This window comes from Streptomyces sp. B21-105 (genome assembly GCF_036898465.1).
GTDB lineage: Bacteria > Actinomycetota > Actinomycetes > Streptomycetales > Streptomycetaceae > Streptomyces.
Genome location: NZ_JARUMJ010000001.1, coordinates 2,225,973 through 2,246,365, shown reverse-complemented (window position 1 = coordinate 2,246,365; position 20,393 = coordinate 2,225,973). Strand labels below are relative to the sequence as shown.

Below are 20,393 nucleotides of genomic sequence, written 5' to 3'. Positions count from 1 at the left end.
AGCCCGGCCGCGGACATCGCACGGCGGTGGGGCGGTGGGGCGGTGGCGGTGGCAACGCAACGGCAACCGGTACGGAAACGGCAAACGGTATGGAAACGGCAACCGCGGTGGGGTCAGTTGGCCCACGGGGGAGTGATCCGGGTTCCGTCGGCCAGCTCCGCCTCCAGGCCGATGGAGGTGGTGACCCAGGAGAGCGCGGTGTGATCGGTCGGGTTCTCCACGGCCAGGGTCGCGCCAGGATTGACGATCATGGTGTCGCCGGCGGTGATCCGCTCGGTGCGGCCGTCGAGGGTGACGAGCAGCTCGCCGACGAGCAGATGGAAGATCTCCTCCCGGTTGACGGTGTGCGCGGGCGCCTTCGTGCCCGCCGGGATCTCGCCCCGCCAGGCGCACAGCTCCTTGCTTCCGGTGAGCGGGGTGGCGTACGAGACGAAGCGGGCGCCGTGGATCTCATGGGTGACGGCCTCGGACGAGCGGACGACGGGCATGGTGACTCCCTAGAAATGGTCAAGAAGCTTGACTAGATAGATCTCAATGGTCAACCTGCTTGACTATCCTGTCAAGGGTGTTTCATTGCGGATGTGCAGAACTCCGAAGCTCTCGCCCTGTCCGCCGCCCTGCTCGCCGCCGCGGGTGAGCTCACCCGGCGCATCAATGACGGCGTCGTCGCCCGCGGTTTCGACGGTCGGCCCTCCTATGGCTTCGCCTTCACCCGGCTGGCCCCGGACGGTGCGACGGTCACCGAGCTCGGCGCCCATCTCGGGGTCACCAAACAGGCCGCGAGCCAGCTCGTCGACGAGCTGGTGCGCAAGGGGTACGTCGAGCGCCGGCCGCATCCGGTGGATGCGCGGGCCCGGCTGATCGTTCTCACCGAGCACGGCTGGGCGTGCACCCGCGCGGCGGAGGAGGCGGCCGCCGAGGCGGTGCGGGCGTGGGTCGATGCGCTCGGCGAGAGTGAAGTGCGCGTGTTGTACGACCGTTTGGCGCGTATTGCCCCCTATGGTCCGATCAGGCCGGTCTGGTGACGGAACGGCAGCGGCCGGGTCGTCGCTGACTATCACTGGAAGTTTTTACTGACGCGTAACTTCACACTTCACCTACTCGTCCGTAACTTGACAAGTGAACAGCATCCCGTGATCCGGATCACAGGGCGTACGGCCCCTCGCACTCCCCTTGAGCCGCAAGGAGATCACCCGATGCTGCCCTGGAATCGCGCGCTCAGACCACTCGCCGCACTGCTGCTGGCCGCCGTGGCCGCCACCCTCCCCACCGCCGCCGCCCATGCATCGACCGCCGGCCACGCCTATGCGGCCGCCGCCGCAGCACCCTCGAGCGGCTGGAACGACTACCGTTGCAAGCCCTCCGCCGCCCACCCCCGCCCCGTGGTCCTCGTACACGGCACCCTCGGCAACTCCGTCGACAACTGGCTGGCGCTCGCCCCCTACCTGACGGTCCGCGGCTACTGCGTCTTCTCCGTCGACTACGGCCGACTGCCGGGCGTCCCGCTCTTCCACGGTCTCGGCCCCATCGATGAATCCGCCGGCCAGCTCTCCGTCTTCGTCGACAAGGTGCTCGCCGCGACCGGCGCCGCCGAGGCCGACCTCGTCGGGCACTCCCAGGGCGGCATGATGCCGCGCTACTACCTGAAGTTCCTCGGCGGCGCCGCCAAGGTCAACGCGCTGATCGGGCTCGCCCCCGACAACCACGGCACCACCCTCAGTGGACTCACCCGTCTGCTGCCCTACTTCCCGGGCGCCGAGGACCTGCTCTCGGCCGCCACCCCGGGGCTCGCCGACCAGATCGTCGGCTCGGACTTCCTCACCGGGCTCAACAAGGGCGGAGACACCGTCCCCGGCGTCCGCTACACCGTCATCGCGACCCGGTACGACGAAGTCGTCACACCGTGGCGCACCCAGTTCCTCAGCGGTCCGAACGTGCGCAACGTCCTGCTCCAGGACCTGTGCCCGCTGGACCTCTCCGAGCACCTCGCGATCGGGCTGCTCGACCGGATCGCCTTCCACGAGGTGGCCAACGCGCTCGACCCGGCCCACGCCACCGCCACCACCTGCGCGTCCGTCCTGAGCTGACGCGCCGGTCGTGTTCGCGGGGGGTCCGTCCGGCTTGAGCCGCCGATCAGGCCGGACAGGTCCCGGAGTCCGTGTCGTCCGGACAGCGCAGCCGCAGACGGAACGGCGGGTGATGCGAAAGGGGCGGCCTCAGCCGTCCGGCCACCAGGTGCGGGCGATGTCCTTGCGCACCTCGGGGCGACCGGCGGGCCGTTCGTCGGCCTCGTCGCGGATCCTGCGGGATTCCGTCTTCTTCAGGGGCTTCTGCACGGTGGTGCGGCGCATGGCTGCCTCCTTCAGGGCTACCGAGTTCCGCGTTCTCACGGAGGTAGACCCTTTCCGTGAGAGTTCCTCATCAACCCCCGGGCTGTCAGTGGCCGGTGTCACGATTCGATTGTCAGTGGCGGGTGTCACTCTGGGGCACATGAGGGAAAACAGTGACGAAGCCACGGTGCCCGGCGTCGACTGGAACGCGGCGGCGGCCGCGTTCGACGAGGAGCCGGACCACGGCCTGCGCGACCCCGAGGTGCGCGCGGCCTGGGCCCGGCGGCTGCGCGCCTGGCTGCCGGAGCGCGCGAGCGACGTGCTGGATCTCGGCTGCGGCACCGGCAGCCTCTCGCTCCTCGCAGCCGAGCAGGGACACCGGGTGACGGGTGTGGATCTGTCCCCGGCCATGATCGACCTGGCCCGTGCCAAACTCGCCGGGCGTGACGCGGTGTTCCTCCACGGTGACGCGGTGGCGCCGCCGGTCGGGGAGGAGCGCTTCGACGTGCTGCTCGTCCGGCACCTGCTGTGGGCGCTGCCCGACCCCGCGCGCGTGCTGCGGCACTGGCGCGGTCTGCTGCGCCCGGGCGGGCGGCTCGTGCTGGTCGAGGGTGTCTGGGGCACCGTCACCCCGGCCGGCATACCGGCGGACCGGCTCACGGCTCTGCTGGCCCCGCTGACCGGGCACGCACGTGTGGAGCGGCTGTCGCAGGACGCGCTCCTGTGGGGCGGCCCGGTGGAGGACGAGCGGTACGCGGTGGTGGCAACGGTGTGAGCGGCCAGGCTTTGCCACCGGCTCTCGGTGATGGCAGCCACGCATCGCTGCCGGTTCTCGCCGGTCCCCACGTGGCCACGCACCGCTGCTGGTCCTCGGCGGTGGCCCCCCGCGGGCTCCGTTGCCGTTCTCCGGCCGCGGGTCATGCCAGCAGCGCCTCCAGGCCGCCCTCGGTGCGGGCGAGCGCCTCCAGCTCGTCGAGGGCGGCGAGCGCGGCGGCCGCCGCCCGCGGTTCCCGCCGGGCGAGTCCGCTCTCCTCGAACTCGTCCTCGTCCAGGCGTCGTACGTCCGTGCCGTCGGCGGAGCGCCACAGGTCCAGGTCGAGGTCCTCCACGACGAGCTCCGCGCCGGACCGCACGGCCGGCCGGGCGACGTCGCAGTACCAGCCCTTCAGGGCGCCGGACGCGGCGCGGACCTCCTTCACCGAGTACCACCGGTCGCGCCAGTAGAACTCGGTGAAGACGTCGCCCGCCTCGAACCGCACGAAGCCGAAGTCGCGTACGCCGTCACCCGCCCACGGGGCGCGCACCGCGATCCTGACCCCGTCGTCGGACAGCAGTCCGGCCGGGTAGCGGATCTTCGTCCGCCCGCCCTTGACCAGCACGACGTCCACCACGCCCAGCGGCTCAGCCGAGTTCGCGGACATACCGCACCTCCGACGCGCGGATCTCGTACCCGAACCATCGGTTGACCGCGAGCATCGGCCCGTTGTCCGAGTCGTTGCTGGTGTGCGCCTGGGTGTACCCGGCTGCGCGTGCGCGGTGCAGGGAGTCGTTCTTGACGAGCTTGGCCAGACCCCGGCCCCGGTGGTCGCGGACGGTGCCGGTCATGCCGGTGCCGTACCGCCCGGCGCCGTCGGTGTGGGCCACGCTGAACGCGACGGGACGGCCGTCGGCCACGGCGACCGAGGTCAGCTCCAGATCGAGGTGGGGGTGCTTCCAGTATTCGGCGAGCCACGCCTCGTAGTCGGTGAACTCGATGGCGATGTCGCCCGGTTCGTCGGAGCCCGCCTCCGCGTCGAGGGTGAACAGCGGTCGCGGGTCGTCCGCGAAGTCGGCCGCCGTGCGCAGTTCGACGTCCGCCGGCGGAATCTGCAGCGGCGGCAGCTCGGTGTGCTCCAGGTCCAGCACCAGGAAGTGCGCCGAGCGGCTCGCCCGGTAGCCGTGCCGCTCGGCGAAGGCGCGGTGGCCGGGCTCGTCCAGGACCCAGGCGAACAGCTTGGTCGCTCCGTGCGCCGCCAGGTGCTCCTCGGCGGCGCGCACCAGCAGCGTGCCCGCGCCGCGGCGGGCGCGGGCCGGGTCCATGTACACGTTGAGCCAGCCCTGGCCCGGCTCCGGGCTGTCGTGCGCGAGGCCGACCTGGGCCGTGCCGACGACCTCGCCGTCCTCCTCGGCGACCAGCGCGCGGTAGTGGGCGGCGGCCGGGGTCAGGGCGAGGTGGTGGAGCACGGACGCCCGGCTGAAGTACACGTACGGCAGCGCGGCGTGCCGGACGCGGACGAAGCCCTCGATGTCGGCGTCTGCGCCGGGGTGGAGATCACGCACGATGACGGTCATGTGGGCCCACGCTAGGAGAGGCGGCCTGCGGGTGCCTCCCATTTTCCGGCGGGTACGGGACAATCGGGCCCGTGACCTTGAAGATCCACATCGATGACAGCGCCGCGCCCTACGAGCAGGTACGGGCGCAGATCGCCGAGCAGGCGCATGCGGGAGAGCTGCCCGTCGGCTATCGGCTGCCGACCGTGCGAAGCCTGGCCGAGTCACTGGGCCTCGCCGCGAACACCGTCGCCAAGGCGTACCGGGCGCTGGAGACGGACGGGGTGATCGAGACCCGGGGGCGCAACGGCACCTTCGTCGCCGCCGCGGGACCGGCGGCGGAGCGTGAGGCCGCGGCCGCCGCGCAGGCCTACGCCGAACGGGTGGTGCGGCTGGGGCTCAGCGAGGAGCAGGGGGCGGCCGCCGTCCGGGAAGCCCTGCGGGCGGCCTACCGGGCGTGATCACCGGCGCGCGGCGAGCCCGCGCGGGGTGCGCGTCACCGTCAGCCCCGCCCGTGCCGCCGTCCGCCCGAACAGGGCCGCGTCCGCCACTGCCGCGCCGCCGGGATCGTTGTTGAAGTACGTGTAGACGTCGGCGTTGTCCGGCCAGGTCGTCGCGATGCGGTCCAGCCAGGTCTCCAGGGCCCGTCGGCCGTAGTGCGGCCAGGGGTGGGCGCGCCCCTGGTGGAAGCGGACGTACCCCCAGTCGGCGGTCCGCCACAGCGGCGTCACCGGACGGGAGCGGCTGTCGGCCCAGCACAGGGCCGCGCCCCGGGACCGCAGGACCTCCCGCACGCGAGGCGTCCACCACGACGCGTGGCGCGGCTCGACCGCCACCCGGGCGCCCGGCGGGAAGCAGGACAGACAGGCGTCCAGCAGAGCGGGATCGGCCCGCAGGGTCGGCGGCAGCTGGAGGAGGACCGGGCCGAGGCGGCCGCCGAGGCCCGCCGCGTGGGTCATCAGACGGTGCACCGGCTCCTCGGGGTCCTTCAACCGCTTGATGTGGGTGAGATAGCGGCTCGCCTTCACCGCGACCGTGAAGTCCGGCGGGACGCGCTGTGCCCAGGACGCGAAGGTCTCCCGGGACGGGAGCCGGTAGAAGGCGTTGTTGATCTCCACGGTGGCGAAGTGCCCGGTGTACTCCTCCAGCCACCGCCGTACGGGCACGTCGGCCGGGTACAGGACGTCCTTCCAGTCCCGGTACTGCCAGCCCGACGTGCCGACGTACAGCGTCATACCTCCATCAAAACACCTGGGGTACCTACGGGCGGCGGGGGCAGCGCGCGGCGGCCGGGCGCTCAGAGGCGCCCGGTGTTCGCAGGCGCCGGGCGCCTCTGAGCCGCCGGGTGCGCACAGGCGCCCGGGTGTTCAGAGGTACAGGCCCGCGTCCGCCACCCCGCGCGGCTCCGGCAGCGCGGTGGGGGAGATGCCGCGGCGCAGCGCGTACAGCTCAGCGAGTGTCGCGCCCTCGCGTCCCACCCCCTCCTCCGTGCCCAGCCACTCCACGGCCTCCGGGCGCGTCAGCGGACCCACCTCGATCCGGGCCAGACAGCGGCCGGGGCGGACCACGGCGGGGTGCAGCCGTTCCAGGTCCTCGTTGGTGGTGACGCCGACCAGGACGTTGCGGCCCTGGCCGAGCAGGCCGTCGGTCAGGTTCAGCAGCCGGGACAGCGCCTGGCCCGCCGTGTGCTTGGCCTCGCCGCGGATCAGTTCGTCGCAGTCCTCCAGGAGCAGCAGCCGCCAGCGGCTCTTGCCGGCGCCGTCCTCCTCGCCGATCGCGATGTCCATGAGATAGCCGACGTCCGAGAACAGCCGCTCGGGGTCCAGCACGCAGTCCACCTGGCACCACTCCCGCCAGGAGCGGGCCAGGGTGCGCAGCGCGGACGTCTTTCCGGTGCCGGGCGGGCCGTGCAGCAGGAGCAGCCGGCCCGCGATGCTCTCCGGGGTCGTCCCCATCAGGCGGTCCATCGCCTCGGCGACGGGGGCCGTGTAGTTGGGGCGTACCTCGTCCCAGGTGCCCGCGGCGATCTGGCGGGTGGTGCGGTGCGGGCCGCGCCGCGGGGAGACGTACCAGAAGCCCATGGTCACGTTCTCCGGCTGGGGCTCGGGTTCGTCCGCCGCCCCGTCCGTGGCCTCGTCGAGCACCTGCGCGGCCAGTTCGGCGGTGGTCGCGGTGACCGTGACGTCGGCGCCGCGGTTCCAGCGGGAGACCAGCAGCGTCCAGCCGTCGCCCTCGGCCAGGGTGGCGCTGCGGTCCTCGTCGCGGGCCATGCGCAGCACACGCGCGTGCGGCGGCAGCAGGGTCGCGCCGGAGCGCACGCGGTCGATGTTCGCCGCGTGCGAGTACGGCTGCTCGCCCGTCGCGAAGCGGCCGAGGAACAGCGCGTCGACGACGTCGGACGGGGAGTCGGAGTCGTCGACGGTGAGCCGGATCGGCAGTGCGTCGTGTGGGAGTGCGGACATGCCGCCATGATCCGGCACGAGGCCTTCGGGTGCACCCGGTTTCCGAGGTGCGCGCGGTGTGTCGGTCGTGTCGCGTTCGCCTGTTCGATCCAATCAGTCCCGGGCCGCCAGGGGCAGGTCAGGGACAGGCGCGGGACGGGCTCGCGCTCGACGCGAAAGGCCGCGCTCCCACGGTTCCTGACTCTCCGTCCGTTCGGCCGTTACAGAACGGCGCACTCCGTCGGCGGCAAAGTTGGCATGGACGCTTCCCGTCAACTCGCGTAGTTGCTACGACAGTCATGGCAGAGATCCTGCTAAAGGGAGGTTCCATGAGACGTTCCCGACTTGTCGTATTCGTCAGCTCAGTCCTCCTCGCCGCCGGCGCCGCCCTCACCGGGGCGGTCCCCGCGCAGGCATCCCAACTCGCCGCCACAGGCGGCTACGTGGCGCTCGGCGACTCCTACTCCTCCGGCGTCGGAGCGGGCAGCTACATCAGCTCCAGCGGCAGCTGCAAGCGCAGCACCAAGGCGTATCCCTACCTCTGGAACGCTGCCCACACCCCCTCCTCGTTCACCTTCGCCGCTTGCTCGGGTGCTCGTACGGGTGATGTTCTGGCCGGTCAGCTCGGCGGCCTGAACTCCTCCACCGGCCTGGTGACCGTCACCGTCGGCGGCAACGACGCGGGCTTCGCCGACGTCATGACGACCTGCGTCACCGGCTCCGACAGCACCTGCCTGAACCGCATCAACACCGCCCGGGCGTACGTCGACTCCACGCTCCCCGGCAAACTCGACACCGTCTACTCGTCGATCCGCGACAGAGCCCCGAACGCGCACGTCGTCGTCATCGGCTACCCGCGCTTCTACCGAACCGGCACGGTCTGTCTCGGCCTGTCCGAGGCGAAACGCTCCGCCATCAACGGCGCGGCCGACTACCTGGACGCCGCCACCGCCCGGCGCGCCGTCGCACACGGCTTCGTCTTCGGCGACGTCCGCACCTCGTTCGGCGGCCACGAGATCTGCTCCGGCAGCTCCTGGCTGCACAGCCTCAACTGGCTCGACATCGGCGAGTCCTACCACCCGACCGCGGCCGGTCAGTGGGGCGGCTATCTGCCGGTTCTGAACAGCACGGCCTGATCCGCGCCGGGCCTGACACACCGTCCGGTGGTCGGGCCCGGTTCACTCCGACGCGGACGGCGAGGGAGAGGCCTCGCCCGAGGGGGACTCCGCCGTCTCACAGGTGACCGAGAACGGCACCGAGTCGGACGTCGTCTTCACCGGGTCACGCACCTCGACGGCGATCGCGTTCTCGTACGTCCCGCTCTCCGCGTACGTCGACACGATCACCTTGTCCTGCTTGGACTTTCCGCCGCCCGAGGGGAACTCGAGCGTCTTCCAGGTCTGCCCGGACAGTTCGCCGTCCTTCGACACCCAGCGGTACGACACCGTCGCGGGCAGCTGCCCCACCGTGATCGTCGCGGTGAAGGCGGGTGCGTCGGCGTCCTTCGGCGGGCACGCTCCGGAGTACTCCGTGTGCGCGCCGGCGACGGCGACCGAGACGGTCTGCTTCGGCGCCTCGGAGCTGGCGCTCGGGCTCGGCGTCGGGCTCGGCGACTCGGCCTCCGCGCTGGTCTCCGGCTGTGTCGGCGGCGAACTCACCACCTCCGAGGCGCTGTCGGTGACCCCGCCGGAGGCGTTCTTGTCGCCGTCGTCGCGGTCCAGCAGCCCGTAGGTCAGCCCCGCGACCGCCAACGCCAGCACGATCACCCCCACGACGAGGAGGGCGCCGGCCCGCCGGTTGCGGTCCGGCGGCTCCCCGGCGGACGGCGACGACGTGGCCGGCGGTGTCGCCGACCAGGGCTGATGCGGGGTCGCGGCGGTCGGCGCCTGCCCCGTCGCCGGTCCGCCGGGGTGCGCGCCCGTCGGCGGGAACGCCGTGTACGGCGCCGTACGGGCCGCGTCGCCGCGGACATCGGCTCCCCCGGCAGGGGAGCCCCCGGCGGCGACGAGCCGCAGGTCCTGCTCGGCCCGGTCGGCGGGCAGCCGCTCGGCCGGATCCTTGCGCAGCAGCCCCTCGATCACCGGCGCCAGCGGACCGGCCCGGCGCGGCGGCGGCAGCTCCTCGTCCACGATCGCGCGCAGGGTGCTCAGCGGAGTGTCGTGACGGAAGGGGGAGTTGCCCTCGACCGCCGCGTACAGCAGCACGCCCAGCGACCACAGGTCCGACTCGGGCCCCGGCGTGCGCCCCAGCGCCCGCTCCGGCGCGAGGAACTCGGGGGAGCCGATGACCTCGCCGGTCATCGTCAGCGCGGAGGTGCCCTCGACGGTCGCGATGCCGAAGTCGGTGAGCACCACCCGGCCGTCGTTCGACATCAGCACGTTCGCCGGCTTCACGTCCCGGTGCAGCACCCCGGCCTCGTGCGCGGCCCGCAGCGCGGCCAGCACCTCGGCCCCGATGTGCGCGGCCCGGGCCGGCTCGACCGGCCCCTGGGCGTCCAGCAGGTCGGCGAGGGAGATGCCGTGCACGATCTCCATCACGATCCACGGCCGCCCGTCCTGGGTGGCCACGTCGTACACCGTCACGACGTTCCGGTTCGCGACCCGGGCCGCGGCCCAGGCCTCGCGCTCCAGCCGGGCGTACAGCCGCTCGACGTCGGAGGCCGCCAGCCCGTGCGGGGCCCGCACCTCCTTGACGGCGACCTCGCGGTGCAACACCTCGTCACGGGCCCGCCAGACGGTGCCCATGCCGCCCTCGCCGAGCGGCGTCAGCAGCCGGTACCGGCCCGCGATCAGACGTTCACTGCCCGGTTCTCCGGTCACCGCGCCCCCATTTCGCTCTTCGCATCCGGGCGAAAGCCTCCGCAACCTCACAAACGTAGCTCAGCCGAGTACGGATGCGGCCCCCTTGAGCACCAGTCCGGCGCCCAGGGCCACCACGAGGAACGCGGACCACAGGGGCAGGTTGCGGCGGACGAGGGTCACGACCGGGTGGCTCGTCCAGCGCGGCTGCCGCTCCAGCAGGCGGGTCGCCCCGGCGCCCAGCCGGACGACGGCGAACCCGGCGGCGGTCAGGGTCAGCGCGAGCCCGACGCCGTACGCGACGACGAGCAGCAGGCCGAACCAGGCGTGGCCGAGCGCGGCCGCGCCGACCAGCACGACCACGGCGGACGGACTGGGCACCATGCCGCCGGCGAACCCGAGGAGGAGCGTCCCGCGCAGCGTGGGGGCGACGGCGTGGGTGTGCGTGCGCCCGCCGTGCGAGTGCGTGTGGCCGCCGTGACCGTGGGAGTGCGGGTGGCCCCCGTGGGTGTGCGGACGGCCGTGATCGTGGTCGTGGTCGTGCGGTCGGGCGTGGTCGTCGTCGTGGCCGTGCTCGTGTTCCTGCGCGCGGTCGTGGTCGTGGCTGTGCCCGTGGTCGGAGTCCTGATGGGCATGGGTGTGCGGGGTGGTGGCCCCGACGAGGGCGAGTTGACGCTCGGGGGTCTTCGCGGGCTCGTGGGGGTGCGGGTGGCCGTGACCGTCGCCGTCCCCATGGGGGTGGGGGTGCGGGTGTGCGTGCGGGGCGCCCGGGCCGCGGCCGCGCCAGGCGCGGCGGGCGAGGGTCGCGCCGGCGAAGAGCACCAGCGCCCCGCTCGCCAGACCCAGCCAGGCGATCACCGAGGGCGCGGCGGCCGAACCGGCGGTGACGAGCAGGCCGAGCGCGACGACACCCAGGGTGTGCGTGACGGTGACGGAGGCGGCCAGCGGGAGGACGTCCTTCATCCGTGCTTTGCCGCCCCGGGCGGCCGCCGTCGCCGCCATGATGGTCTTGCCGTGGCCCGGCGCGACGGCGTGCATCGCGCCGAGGACGACGGCGATCACCAGGGCCAGCGCGGCGAAGCCGACGGTGAGGTCCTGCCGGGCGACCAGGTCGTCCAGCGACCGGGTCCAGCGGTCGGCGCCGCGCGGCAGCACCGACGCGGCGGGCGCGTCCCGGCCCTCCTCGACGAGCGCTGCGCCGCCGGGCCGCACCGTCACGGACGCGGTCGCGGTGTCCGCCGGCGAGGACAACAACTCCTCGGGATACGTGGTCAGTTCGTGGGAGAGCGACTTCTTCGGCACGTCGGACCCGGTGAGCGTCGTCCGGTCGCCGCGCGCGGTGATCTCACGCCAGCCGGGTCCGGAGGAGGCGCCCTCGCTGTGGAAGGCGAGGGCGACGGCGCTCTCGTCGGGCAACGGGGCCGTCAGCCGGCACTCGACGCGGAGCGTGTCGAGCCCCGCCTGGCCGGGCCGTACGACCGCCTTGCTCGCGCCCGCCGTGAGCGTCACGGGTCGGCCGTCGACGGTGAGCCTGCTGCCGGCGGCGGCGGTGGCGCAGCGCTCCCGGGACCAGGCGTCCATCCCCAGCCGCTCGATGTCGGGCTTGGCCTGGGTCGCCGGGATCTCGGCGAGGTCCTCGACGTGGTCGACGCGCAGCTGCCCGGGGGCGGCGACGAGACCGTCGTAACGGTTTACCGTGAAGTTGCCGAGGGGGTGCGCGCTCGCGGCGGCGGAAGGAACCAGCACGAGCGCGCACCCGGCCGTGAACACGGCCGCGCAGGAGGCGAACAGACGACGTGAGATCACTTGGCCGCCTCCAGCGTCTTGAGTGCCGTACGGGCCTCGCGGGCGCCCAGAGCGGAGAAGCCGGGGTTCAGCTTCAGGGCGGCGGAGAGGTGCGTACGGGCGTCCTGCGGATGGCCGGTCGCCTTCTCGATCACACCGAGGTGGTAGAGGAAGGACGCGTTGCGGTAGCCGGTGGCCGTGGCCTGGCGGGCGTAGGGGAGGGCCTCGGCGTCCTTGCCGTTGACGTGCAGCGCCCAGGCGAGGGCGTCCGCGGTGTGCACGGTGTGCCGGCGGGACCAGTCGTCGCGGGCCGCACGCAGGGCCGTGGCGCGGTCACCGTGGTCGGCGGCGGCGAGCGCGGTGTCGAGGTCGGCGTTGACGCCGTTGGCGCGGGCGATGGCGGTCCAGGCGTCGACCAGGGCGTACTGCTCGGCGGCCTTCGCCGCGTCCCCCGCCCGGGCCCGGGCCTCGTACAGCTCGCCGAGCTCGACCAGCGGGCCGGGCAGCGGGTAACGGGCGACGATGAGCTCCAGCCCCTTGATGGCCTCCGCCTGCCGTCCGCTCGCCGCCTGGGCACGGGCCCGGCCCTCCAGCGCGGGGAGGTAGTTCTCGTCGGCGGCGAGGGCGCGCGCGTAGTGGCTGAGCGCGGTGGCGTAGTCGCCCTGGCTCCAGGCGAGTTGGCCGAGCTGGGCGGCGACGTAGGCGATGTCGCCGGGCGAACTGGACGCGGCCAGCGCCCGGTCCAGGACACGGCGGGCGGTGGTGACGTCCCCGCGCAGTTCGTGGACGTAGGCGTAGCGGGTGAACACCGGTACCCCGGGCCGCCGTCGGTCGGCGGTGCAGACCGCGGCGTCGGCGTCGTCGTAGCGGCCGAGCTCGACCAGGGCGTCGATCCGGGAGCTCAGGGCGCGTTCGTTGTAGGGGTTCTGCTTCAGTGTTCGGTCGGCGAAGGACAGGGCGCCGGCGAAGTCGTGGCGCGCGGCGGCGAGGGCGGCCCGGCCGGCCAGGGCCTGGTCGTTGTCGGCGCGCAGGGCCAGGGACCGCTCGAGGGCCTGTTCGGCCTGCGGGTAGCGGGAGGGGTCGCCCTTGGTGCGGGCCTGCTCGACGTAGGCGAGCCCGAGGGTGGCCCAGCCGCCGAAGTCGCGGGGCTGGGCGCGCAGATGGGCCTGCAGGGCGGTGATGCTCGCGTCGAGGTCGCCCCCGGCGAGCAGCCCGGGGGAGACCGCCGCGGCCGCCGCCACGGGCATCCCGCGCTGTTCGTGCGCCGCCCCGAGCGCGACCGCCCCGGCGGTGAGCGCGACGGCCAGCATGGCGGCGCACGCCCCGAGGTGCACGGCCCGCCAGCGACGGCCCGCCGCGCCCACCCGCCGCACGGCGGCGACCCGCACATCGCCGACGGCCGGCTCCGGCGCTGTCGGGCGGGCGGGCTCGGTGGCCTCGCGGGCTTCGGCGGGCGTGGGTCGGGCGGGCTCGGTGGGCTCGCCCGTTTCGGTTGCGGTTTCGGTCTCTTCCGCTTCGGCGCCGGATGCAGAGCCGGTGGTCCCGGAGGCCCCGGTGGTCCCGGAGGCCCCGGTGGTCCCGGTCTCCGTCTCGGGCACGTGGTCCCCGCTCGTGGCGTGCCGGGCCTTTGGCGTCGGCCGGCCGGAGTCCGGTTGCCCGGGCTGCTCGCGCTCGCCGTCGTTCGTCCGCGGGGACATGCCCTCTCCTAGGTCGCCTGGGTGGTTCGGTCTGCCGGTGGTTCGGTCTGCCGGTCTGCCGGTCTGCCGGTCTGCCGGTCTGCCGGTGTGGGGGTGTGGGGGTGGCGCGGCCCGCGCCGTGGGGGATGAGTACGCGGGCCGCGCCAGTCGGTGGGGCAGGGCCGGGGAGCGCAGGATTCTCCCCGGCCCGCTCGAGGGGAGGGCCTAGTAGGCCCGCCGCCGCCCGCGCCACCACATCAGGCCGCCGCCGATGAGGAGGATGCCCGCCGCGCCGGCGCCCGCGGAGGAGGCGATCAGCGCGGTGTTGCTCTCCGAGCCGGTGAGGGCGTCGCCGAGCTGGCTGCGGACGTCGCCGCTCTTGGCGGCCGCGCCGCGCGAGCCCTCGGTCGGCAGCGCCACGTACGGGAAGGCCTTCTCGAATTCCTTGTCGTTCTTGTCGACGGCGTCGCCCAGGTCGTTCTTGGCGCCGACCAGCTCACCCTCGACGACCTGCAGCGAGGCGTCGATGACGTCGTCGGTGAGGCGACGGCCGTTCGGGAAGCCCGCGTTGTCGCCGTCCAGGACGCCGAGCCGCTTGGGGCTGGCGGCCGGCTTGATGGAGGTGTTGAGGCGCAGTTCCTCCGACGGCGTCACGTACGGCGGCTGGTTGAGGCCCTTGACGCCCTTCAGGAACACGTCGACGAGGTCGTTGCGCGGCTCGGCCGGCGCCTTGATCTTGTAGATCGCCTCGATGAGCTTGGGCAGCTCGGGGTTGGTGACGTTCTTCAGGAACTGGCCGTCGTCCTTCGGCTGGGACGCGTTGAACCGGTCCTTGTCCTTGATCGGGTTGACGACCTCGTTGACCAGCGGGCTGCCCAGACGGGAGACCTGCGTGTAGTAGCCCTCGGCGTTCTCGCGCTGGGTGGTCGACCAGATGCCGACGATCGGCTGGTTCTTGTGCTCGGTGATCATGTCGCTCGGGACCTGGAGCGCGATCGAGTTGACGTTGTAGCCCTTGAGCGTGTCGTTGCCGACCTCGGAGAGGTCACCGCCGTACAGCAGGTCGAAGACGCGCAGGTCCAGGAAGAACGGGTCGTCGGCCTGGCCGGCGAAGGTCTTCGCGCCGTTGGGCAGCTTGTAGATCGCCTGGTCGCGCAGCTTCTTGTAGTTCGGCATCGAGGCCTTGCCGACGTTCGACGGCGCCACCGGCACGTCGTCAGCGATTTTCGTCTTGTGCTGGACCTTCCCCTTCTTCAGCTTGATCAGCTCGAGGTCGTACGTCTGCGTGACGTTCAGGTCGGGGTCGTTCAGACTGTCGACGGCACCGGTGTTGTAGAGGAAGGTCTTCTTGTTCTTCGTGTGCGTCTTGAACGTGTAACGGAAGGTCAGGTCCTCCTTCGCGTCACCGTTGTTGTCGATGTGCAGGTCGTACTGGGCGTCCTCGGCGAACGGGAAGAAGTTCGGCCCGCCGGCCGGCTCCTCGAACGGGATCCAGTTGGCGACGATCGTCGTCGTGTCCGCGTGGTCGGGACTGACGAACGCGTAGACATCGGTGTTGTCGTACTGCGGCGTCCCCGAGATGAGAGGAGCCTCACGGTGGCTGGAGGCGTAAGCGGCCCCCGGTGCCAGCGTGGCGGCGCCGGCGGCTGCGAGCCCCCCGGCGGCCAACGCACCGCATATGAGGGTCGCGACGCTCCTGCGTCCGTTGCCGCTCCTGGAGATAGCTGTCATGCCGTCCGTCCTCTGTGCCAAGTTGCCTGACGGACAGTGATACGGAGCGGAGGGGCGGTTCGGATTGGTCGAAACCAAAAAACTTTTTATTTCCTGCTCACCCGCGTTTTCGGCGCTCACATCCGTACCCCCTCCCCGGAGGTGTGTGCGTTGCGGATGCCGGGTGTGACGGGGCGGCCAGGTTGCGGCGGCCGCAGGAAGGGGGACGGCATGGAGGCGGACGAGCTTCTGGTGCTCGTGGCGGGAGGCGACCAGAAAGCCTTCGAACAGCTCTACGGCCTGGTGTCCGGGCCGGTGTTCGGGCTCGTCCGGCGGGTCGTCCGGGACCCCGCGCAGTCGGAGGAGGTCGCGCAGGAGGTCCTCCTGGAGGCCTGGCGCTCCGCCGGCCGCTTCGACCCGAGCCGCGGCAGCGCCCTCTCCTGGATCCTCACCCTCGCGCACCGCCGTGCCGTCGACCGGGTGCGCAGCGCCCGCGCCGCCGTGGACCGCGAGCAGCGTGAGGGACGCCGCTACCACGACCCCGCCTTCGACCAGGTGACGGAGGAGGTCGAGGCCGGACTGGAACGCGAGTGGGTGCGCCGCTGCCTCGACCGCCTGACGGCGCTTCAGCGGCAGTCCGTCACCCTCGCCTACTACGACGGCTACACCTACCGTGAGGTGGCCGACCGGTTGTCGTTGCCGCTGGGTACGGTCAAGACTCGGATGCGCGACGGACTCACGCGGCTGCGCGACTGCCTGGGAGGCGCCGTATGAGCATCCGCGGGATCTTCCGCCGGGAGGATCTTCACTCGCTGGCCGCCCCCTACGCGCTCGACGCCCTCGAGGGGGACGAGCGGCGCCGCTTCGACAAGCATCTGAAGAGCTGCGAACGCTGCGCCGCCGAGGTGCGGGCGCTGACCGAGGACGCCGTCCGGCTCGCCTGGTCGACCGCGGCCCCACCGCCTGCCGCGCTGCGCGACCGGGTGCTGGCGGCGGTGCAGAGAACCCCGCAGGAGGCCTCGCGCGCCCCGGTCCGGGAGCACGCGCCCCAACTGCCCCCGCACGTCTGGGGCACACAGCCACCGCCCAAACGCTCCCGAGCGCCCCGGGCGCGCCGCCCGCTGTTCGTGCCGTTCGCGACGGCCACCGCCGCCGCGGCCCTCGTCGTCGCCTCGCTGTTCGCCGTCCAGGCCGACCGCGCCCGCGACGAACTGAACGCCGAGCGCGCCCAGGCACGTGACATCGCCCACGTTCTCGCAGCTCCCGACGCCCGGTCGAGCACCGGGCGGGACGCTCGGGGCCGCAATATCGGAGTGATCGCTTCCGCTGCCGACGGCCAGGCGATCGTGACCTTGAGCGGATACGGCGATCTCCCGACCGGGCAGGTGCACCAGCTGTGGCTCATGCGCCCCGGCGCGCAACCACGCTCCCTGGGACTCTTCGCGAGCGACACGCCCTTGGTCGCCACCGGCCTCGACAAGGCCGCGACGTCACTCGCTGTGACCGTCGAGCCCGACGGGGGATCGCCGCAACCCACTACACAACCGGTTGTCCAACTCACCCTGAAATCGGTTGGATTCGGAGAGTGATCGCGGAGGCGTCGTCAACCCCCTTACGGGGAAGGTGAATCCTGTGAGCTCGATACATGTGTGCCGCGACGGGGCGATAGGGTTACCCTGCCCGGGCCGGGTGGACTCGTACGGGTGGGGAGTGACATGGAACAGATAACGATGCACAGCAGGGCGAGGGTCCCCGCGATCACCTGCGGGAGCAGCGCGACCAGTTCGCGGCTGGACCGACATCTCTCGGTACTGGCGGGTCCCGCCATTCCGCAGCGCGAGACGCTCGAGGCGACCTCGCTCATGCGGGAGCTGACGGCCCGTGAGCCGGTGCAGGACGCCGGTTCGAGGACGGTGCGGGCACGGGTGAGCCGGGTCTCGCTCTTCGCTCCCCTGCGCCGCCTGCGCCGCTCGCTGTTCGGCGGGCACAAGCACTGACCGTCCGGCTCGTCCGGCCCGCCCGTCCGGCTTGAGTCCCGCGCTCAGGCGGTCACACCGTCCCGGCGCAGCGCTGCGATCTCCTCGTCCGTCATCCCCGCGGCACGCAGCACTGTTTCGGTGTGCTCCCCGAGCGCGGGCACGTCCCCCATCCGCGCCTCCGTTCCGCCCGGCAGTGTGATCGGGGGCAGCAGCGCCCGCAGCGGCCCGACCGGCGTCCCCACCTCCCGCCACCGCTCGCGGGCCGCCAGCTGCGGATGCTCCGCCAGCTCGGACAGATCCCTCAGTCGGGCACACGCGATGCCCGCGCCCTCCAGACGCGCCACCGCCTCGTCGGCGCTCAGCGCGCCGAGCGCTTCCGCCACCAGCGCGTCGGTGCCGTCCCGGTTCGCCACCCGTGCCGCGTTCGTCGCATACGCCGGGTCCGTGCCCAACTCGTGCCGGTCCAGGACCTGTTCGGCCAGCCGGTGCCACTCCCGGTCGTTCTGCACCGACAGCAGCACCCGTCCGCCGTCCGCCGTCGGGTAGGCGTCGTAGGGCGCGATCACCGCGTGCGCGAGGCCGGTGCGCCGCGGGGGGACGCCCCCGTGCATCGTGTGGTGCAGCGGATGCCCCATCCACTCCGCCAGCGACTCCAGCATCGACACCTCCACCGGTCCGCCCCGCCCGGTCGTGCCCCGCCGCACCAGCGCGGCCAGCACCCCCGAGAACGCGTACACGCCCGCCGCGATGTCCGCCGCCGGGATGCCCGCCTTCACCGGCTGCCCGGGCGTCCCGGTCACCGACACCAGTCCCGCCTCGCACTGCACGAGCATGTCGTACGCCCGTTTGTCCGCGTACGGGCCGCCGGCGCCGTACCCGGAGACGTCGACCGCGACCAGTCGCGGGTGCGCCGCGCACAGGGTGGCCGCGTCCAGGCCCAGCCGGGCCGCGGCCCCTTGCGCCAGGTTCTGCACGAACACGTCCGCACCGGCGATCAGCCGGCGCAGCACGGCCAGGCCGCGCGGATGCTTCAGGTCCAGCGCGATCGACTCCTTGCCCCGGTTGCACCACACGAAATGCGAGGCGAGTCCGCCGGCGGCCGTGTCGTAGCCGCGTGCGAAGTCCCCGCCGTCGATCCGCTCCACCTTGATCACCCGTGCGCCGAGATCGGCGAGCTGCCGGGTGGCGAAGGGCGCCGCGACGGCCTGCTCGACGGCGACCACGACGAGACCCTCGAGGGGCAGGGGCTCCGGCCCGGCCTCCGGCTGGGGCAGGGGTTGGGGCGGAAGCTCGGGCTCGGGCTGGGGCGGCTGGTCCATGGGGTGGATCATGGCCTCCGTCCGCCCGGTCTGTCATGCGGGAGCCGGCGCCGGGCCCGGGCCGGCCGGACCGCGCGGCAGACCCTAGAGGAGGGCGAACTGGCCCTCCGGTCCCTCCTCGTGGTGGTCGAGGACCGTCGCCGGGTGACGTGCCGCGTCCGGGACCGGCAGGACGCCCGCCGCGCGCAGCTCCGCCGTCGTGACCGTGTCCGGGTCCGCCGCTGCCGACCCGGCCTGCCGCGGGCCGGCGTCCGCGAGCAGCGCCAGCACCGTGATCAGTTCCAGGAGTTCGGAGGTCCACGTCTGCTGCCAGGCCGTCGGGCGGATCGCGGCCAGCGTGCCCGGCTCGGCCTCCTGGGCCGTCCGTGCCGCGAACCAGCGCTCCAGGACCCGCACCCCGGGCTCCGACTCGGCGTCCCACGCCTCGGGAGGGACGGGCGAGACCCGGCCCTCGTCCAGCAGGAGGGCCTCCTCGCCGCGGTCGTACCGCAGGGTGAGCGGGCGGGCCGGGATCGGGGCGCGGACGTAGGGGCGGCGGCCGCCGGGCAGCTTGGGCCGCTCGCCCTGGCGCCGCAGCAACCACAGCGTGCGACGGCCCGACTCGACGCCGTGCGCCCACCGTTCCCGGTCCCGGGTGAGCGGGACGGTGAGATCCGGGCGGACGGCGGTGAGGGTCCACGCCAGGAAGTCCACCGGATCGGGGGAGTGGCCCAGCCGGCGCAGCAGGTCGGGCAGACCCGGCGCCAGGTTCGGCTCCACGCCGCCCGGCCGCCGATACAGCGGCCGGATCCGGCCCGGCCGCAGCAGGGGCAGCACCGAGGTCGCCAGCAGCGGCCGGGCCGCCGTCTGCGGCGTCTCCACCACGAACACCTGCGCCTCGTCCGCGACCCGCCACAGCTCCGGGCGGGCGGCGTCGAGGAGCCGGTGATCGGGGATGAGCCACTGCTCGTCGAAGGGCGCCGCCAGCACCCGTACGGGCTCGGGGCAGGGGCCCGACGCGCGGGCCAGCCGCTCGGTGCCGCCGGACCGGCCGGGCAGCTGCCCGACCGCCGTGTGCAGGGTGCGCGAACGCGTCGGCTCGAACAGGGCCTCGCGGTCGGGTCCTTCGGCCTTCAGCAGGGCGTCCCAGCGGGCCTTGAGGCAGGCCGGGTCGGGGGCCGTCGGCCACCCCCGGCCGAGCCGCGGCGGTGCGACGGACCACGGCATGAGGTCCGCCAGCGGCGGAGCGTCGTCGGGCGTCACGCGTGGCATGGTACGACGGCCCGGTCGCGCCGCGGACACGTCGCGCTCACGTCGCGTCGAGGGTGACCGTGAAGGAGAAACGGTCGCCGCGGTAGTGGATGACGGCCGCGTCCAGGACCCGCCCGTCGGTGTCGTGGGTGACGCCCGTGTAGTGCAGGATCGGGCTCAGCAGCGGGACCCGCAGCAGCTGCGCCGTCTCCGGGTCCGCGAGCCGCGCCTCGACGGTGTCGGTGATCCGGCCGATGGCCACGCCGACGACGTCCCGCAGCACCTTCGTCATCGGCCAGCGGACCAGGTCGTCCGGATCGATGCGGGCGGCGAGCTCGGGACGGACGTAGTTGCGGGCGTGGTTGGTGGGCTCGCCCGTCTTCTCGTCGCTGCGCAGACGGTGGTACGTGGCCACCTCCGCCAGGTCCGGGAAGTGCTCGGCGACCTCGGCCGGCACGGCCGCCCGGCCGTGGTCCAGCAGCACGGTCGCCATCCCGGACTGCTGCGCCACGATCGCGTCGACCGAGCCCAGCAGCCGGACCGGGGCCCCACGCAGCGCCGTCGGCTCGATGAACGTGCCCCGGCGGCGGTGCCGGGTGATCAGCCCCTCGTCCTCCAGCTCCTTCAGGGCCTGCCGCATGGTCAGCACGCTCACCCCGTAGTGGCCCGCCAGTTGCTCCTCCGTCGGCAGCCGCAACGGATCCCGGGGTGAGCGGCCGAGTATCGAGGCGCGCAACGACTGCGACACCTGGTACCAGAGCGGCAGCTTTCGGGTGAGGACGATCGAGTCCGGGGCGAAGGAGGTCACGGGCCTA

At 73.0% G+C, this 20,393-nt stretch carries 21 protein-coding genes; 8 read left to right on the top strand and 13 right to left on the bottom strand.

The features are described 5' to 3' along the window. Positions 1-113 precede the first annotated feature (113 nt). Entirely contained in the window at positions 114-488 is a 375-nt protein-coding gene (locus QA802_RS10115; protein WP_307041466.1) for a cupin domain-containing protein, read from the bottom strand. Between the two features lie 93 nt (positions 489-581). On the opposite strand from QA802_RS10115, the gene QA802_RS10110 reads away from it, so the two are divergent. Then, entirely contained in the window at positions 582-1,025 is a 444-nt protein-coding gene (locus QA802_RS10110) for a MarR family winged helix-turn-helix transcriptional regulator (RefSeq protein WP_334520229.1), read from the top strand. A gap of 171 nt (positions 1,026-1,196) precedes the next feature. Then, positions 1,197-2,087: an esterase/lipase family protein gene (locus tag QA802_RS10105; protein WP_334520227.1), complete on the top strand. Its 891-nt coding sequence runs from the start codon at positions 1,197-1,199 to the stop codon at positions 2,085-2,087. Positions 2,088-2,216: 129 nt separating this feature from the next. Here QA802_RS10105 and QA802_RS10100 read toward each other — a convergent pair whose 3' ends face one another. After that, a complete protein-coding gene (locus QA802_RS10100) occupies positions 2,217-2,351 on the bottom strand; it encodes a hypothetical protein (RefSeq protein WP_107105240.1) in 135 nt (44 codons plus the stop codon). A 139-nt stretch (positions 2,352-2,490) separates the two neighbouring features. On the opposite strand from QA802_RS10100, the gene QA802_RS10095 reads away from it, so the two are divergent. Continuing rightward, positions 2,491-3,105, top strand: coding sequence for a class I SAM-dependent methyltransferase (locus QA802_RS10095; RefSeq protein ID WP_334520225.1), 615 nt, complete (start codon positions 2,491-2,493; stop codon positions 3,103-3,105). Positions 3,106-3,247: 142 nt separating this feature from the next. On the opposite strand, the gene QA802_RS10090 is transcribed toward QA802_RS10095, so the two are convergent. Both QA802_RS10090 and QA802_RS10085 read right to left on the bottom strand, forming a co-directional pair. Beyond that, positions 3,248-3,751, bottom strand: a complete 504-nt coding sequence (locus QA802_RS10090) for a ribonuclease FAU-1 family protein (RefSeq protein WP_334520223.1) — start codon at positions 3,749-3,751, stop codon at positions 3,248-3,250. Further along, positions 3,732-4,661, bottom strand: coding sequence for a GNAT family N-acetyltransferase (locus tag QA802_RS10085; protein WP_334520222.1), 930 nt, complete (start codon positions 4,659-4,661; stop codon positions 3,732-3,734). The genes QA802_RS10090 and QA802_RS10085 overlap by 20 nt, the downstream gene beginning before the upstream one ends. Before the next feature lie 71 nt (positions 4,662-4,732). On the opposite strand from QA802_RS10085, the gene QA802_RS10080 reads away from it, so the two are divergent. Then, positions 4,733-5,101: a GntR family transcriptional regulator gene (locus QA802_RS10080; protein ID WP_334520219.1), complete on the top strand. Its 369-nt coding sequence runs from the start codon at positions 4,733-4,735 to the stop codon at positions 5,099-5,101. On the opposite strand, the gene QA802_RS10075 is transcribed toward QA802_RS10080, so the two are convergent. Both QA802_RS10075 and QA802_RS10070 read right to left on the bottom strand, forming a co-directional pair. Then, the gene (locus tag QA802_RS10075) at positions 5,102-5,875 is read right to left on the bottom strand and encodes a DUF72 domain-containing protein (RefSeq protein ID WP_319166294.1); all 774 of its coding nucleotides are present in this window, start codon (positions 5,873-5,875) and stop codon (positions 5,102-5,104) included. Positions 5,876-6,007: 132 nt separating this feature from the next. Then, positions 6,008-7,102 carry a DUF5925 domain-containing protein gene (locus QA802_RS10070; protein WP_334520217.1) on the bottom strand — a complete coding sequence of 365 codons (1,095 nt, stop codon included), beginning with the start codon at positions 7,100-7,102 and terminating at the stop codon, positions 6,008-6,010. A 308-nt stretch (positions 7,103-7,410) separates the two neighbouring features. On the opposite strand from QA802_RS10070, the gene QA802_RS10065 reads away from it, so the two are divergent. Beyond that, on the top strand, positions 7,411-8,217 hold the full coding sequence (locus tag QA802_RS10065) for an SGNH/GDSL hydrolase family protein (protein WP_334520214.1): 807 nt from the start codon (positions 7,411-7,413) through the stop codon (positions 8,215-8,217). A gap of 42 nt (positions 8,218-8,259) precedes the next feature. Here QA802_RS10065 and QA802_RS10060 read toward each other — a convergent pair whose 3' ends face one another. The 4 genes from QA802_RS10060 to QA802_RS10045 all read right to left on the bottom strand — a co-directional run bounded on the left by QA802_RS10060 (position 8,260) and on the right by QA802_RS10045 (position 15,071). Next, the gene (locus tag QA802_RS10060) at positions 8,260-9,900 is read right to left on the bottom strand and encodes a serine/threonine-protein kinase (protein ID WP_334520211.1); all 1,641 of its coding nucleotides are present in this window, start codon (positions 9,898-9,900) and stop codon (positions 8,260-8,262) included. 60 nt (positions 9,901-9,960) lie between these two features. Beyond that, positions 9,961-11,685 (bottom strand): sulfite exporter TauE/SafE family protein, encoded by a 1,725-nt coding sequence (locus QA802_RS10055; RefSeq protein WP_334520208.1) that lies wholly within the window; start codon positions 11,683-11,685, stop codon positions 9,961-9,963. Next, positions 11,682-13,361 carry a tetratricopeptide repeat protein gene (locus tag QA802_RS10050; protein WP_334520205.1) on the bottom strand — a complete coding sequence of 560 codons (1,680 nt, stop codon included), beginning with the start codon at positions 13,359-13,361 and terminating at the stop codon, positions 11,682-11,684. Before QA802_RS10050 ends, QA802_RS10055 begins: the two co-directional genes overlap by 4 nt. A 204-nt stretch (positions 13,362-13,565) precedes the next feature. Further along, the gene (locus QA802_RS10045) at positions 13,566-15,071 is read right to left on the bottom strand and encodes a DUF4331 domain-containing protein (protein ID WP_319166287.1); all 1,506 of its coding nucleotides are present in this window, start codon (positions 15,069-15,071) and stop codon (positions 13,566-13,568) included. A gap of 210 nt (positions 15,072-15,281) precedes the next feature. On the opposite strand from QA802_RS10045, the gene QA802_RS10040 reads away from it, so the two are divergent. From QA802_RS10040 to QA802_RS10030, 3 genes are all read left to right on the top strand, one after another. Beyond that, a complete protein-coding gene (locus QA802_RS10040; RefSeq protein WP_307055684.1) occupies positions 15,282-15,824 on the top strand; it encodes a sigma-70 family RNA polymerase sigma factor in 543 nt (180 codons plus the stop codon). Continuing rightward, on the top strand, positions 15,821-16,639 hold the full coding sequence (locus QA802_RS10035; RefSeq protein ID WP_334520199.1) for an anti-sigma factor: 819 nt from the start codon (positions 15,821-15,823) through the stop codon (positions 16,637-16,639). Before QA802_RS10040 ends, QA802_RS10035 begins: the two co-directional genes overlap by 4 nt. Positions 16,640-16,765: 126 nt before the next feature. Next, entirely contained in the window at positions 16,766-17,047 is a 282-nt protein-coding gene (locus tag QA802_RS10030; RefSeq protein WP_319166284.1) for a hypothetical protein, read from the top strand. A gap of 44 nt (positions 17,048-17,091) precedes the next feature. Here the strand turns inward: QA802_RS10030 and QA802_RS10025 are convergent, their stop codons facing one another. From QA802_RS10025 to QA802_RS10015, 3 genes are all read right to left on the bottom strand, one after another. Then, entirely contained in the window at positions 17,092-18,348 is a 1,257-nt protein-coding gene (locus tag QA802_RS10025) for a CaiB/BaiF CoA transferase family protein (protein ID WP_334520196.1), read from the bottom strand. Between the two features lie 84 nt (positions 18,349-18,432). Then, on the bottom strand, positions 18,433-19,599 hold the full coding sequence (locus QA802_RS10020; RefSeq protein ID WP_334520193.1) for a type ISP restriction/modification enzyme: 1,167 nt from the start codon (positions 19,597-19,599) through the stop codon (positions 18,433-18,435). Positions 19,600-19,636: 37 nt separating this feature from the next. Continuing rightward, the gene (locus QA802_RS10015) at positions 19,637-20,386 is read right to left on the bottom strand and encodes a GntR family transcriptional regulator (protein ID WP_319166281.1); all 750 of its coding nucleotides are present in this window, start codon (positions 20,384-20,386) and stop codon (positions 19,637-19,639) included. Positions 20,387-20,393 lie beyond the last annotated feature (7 nt).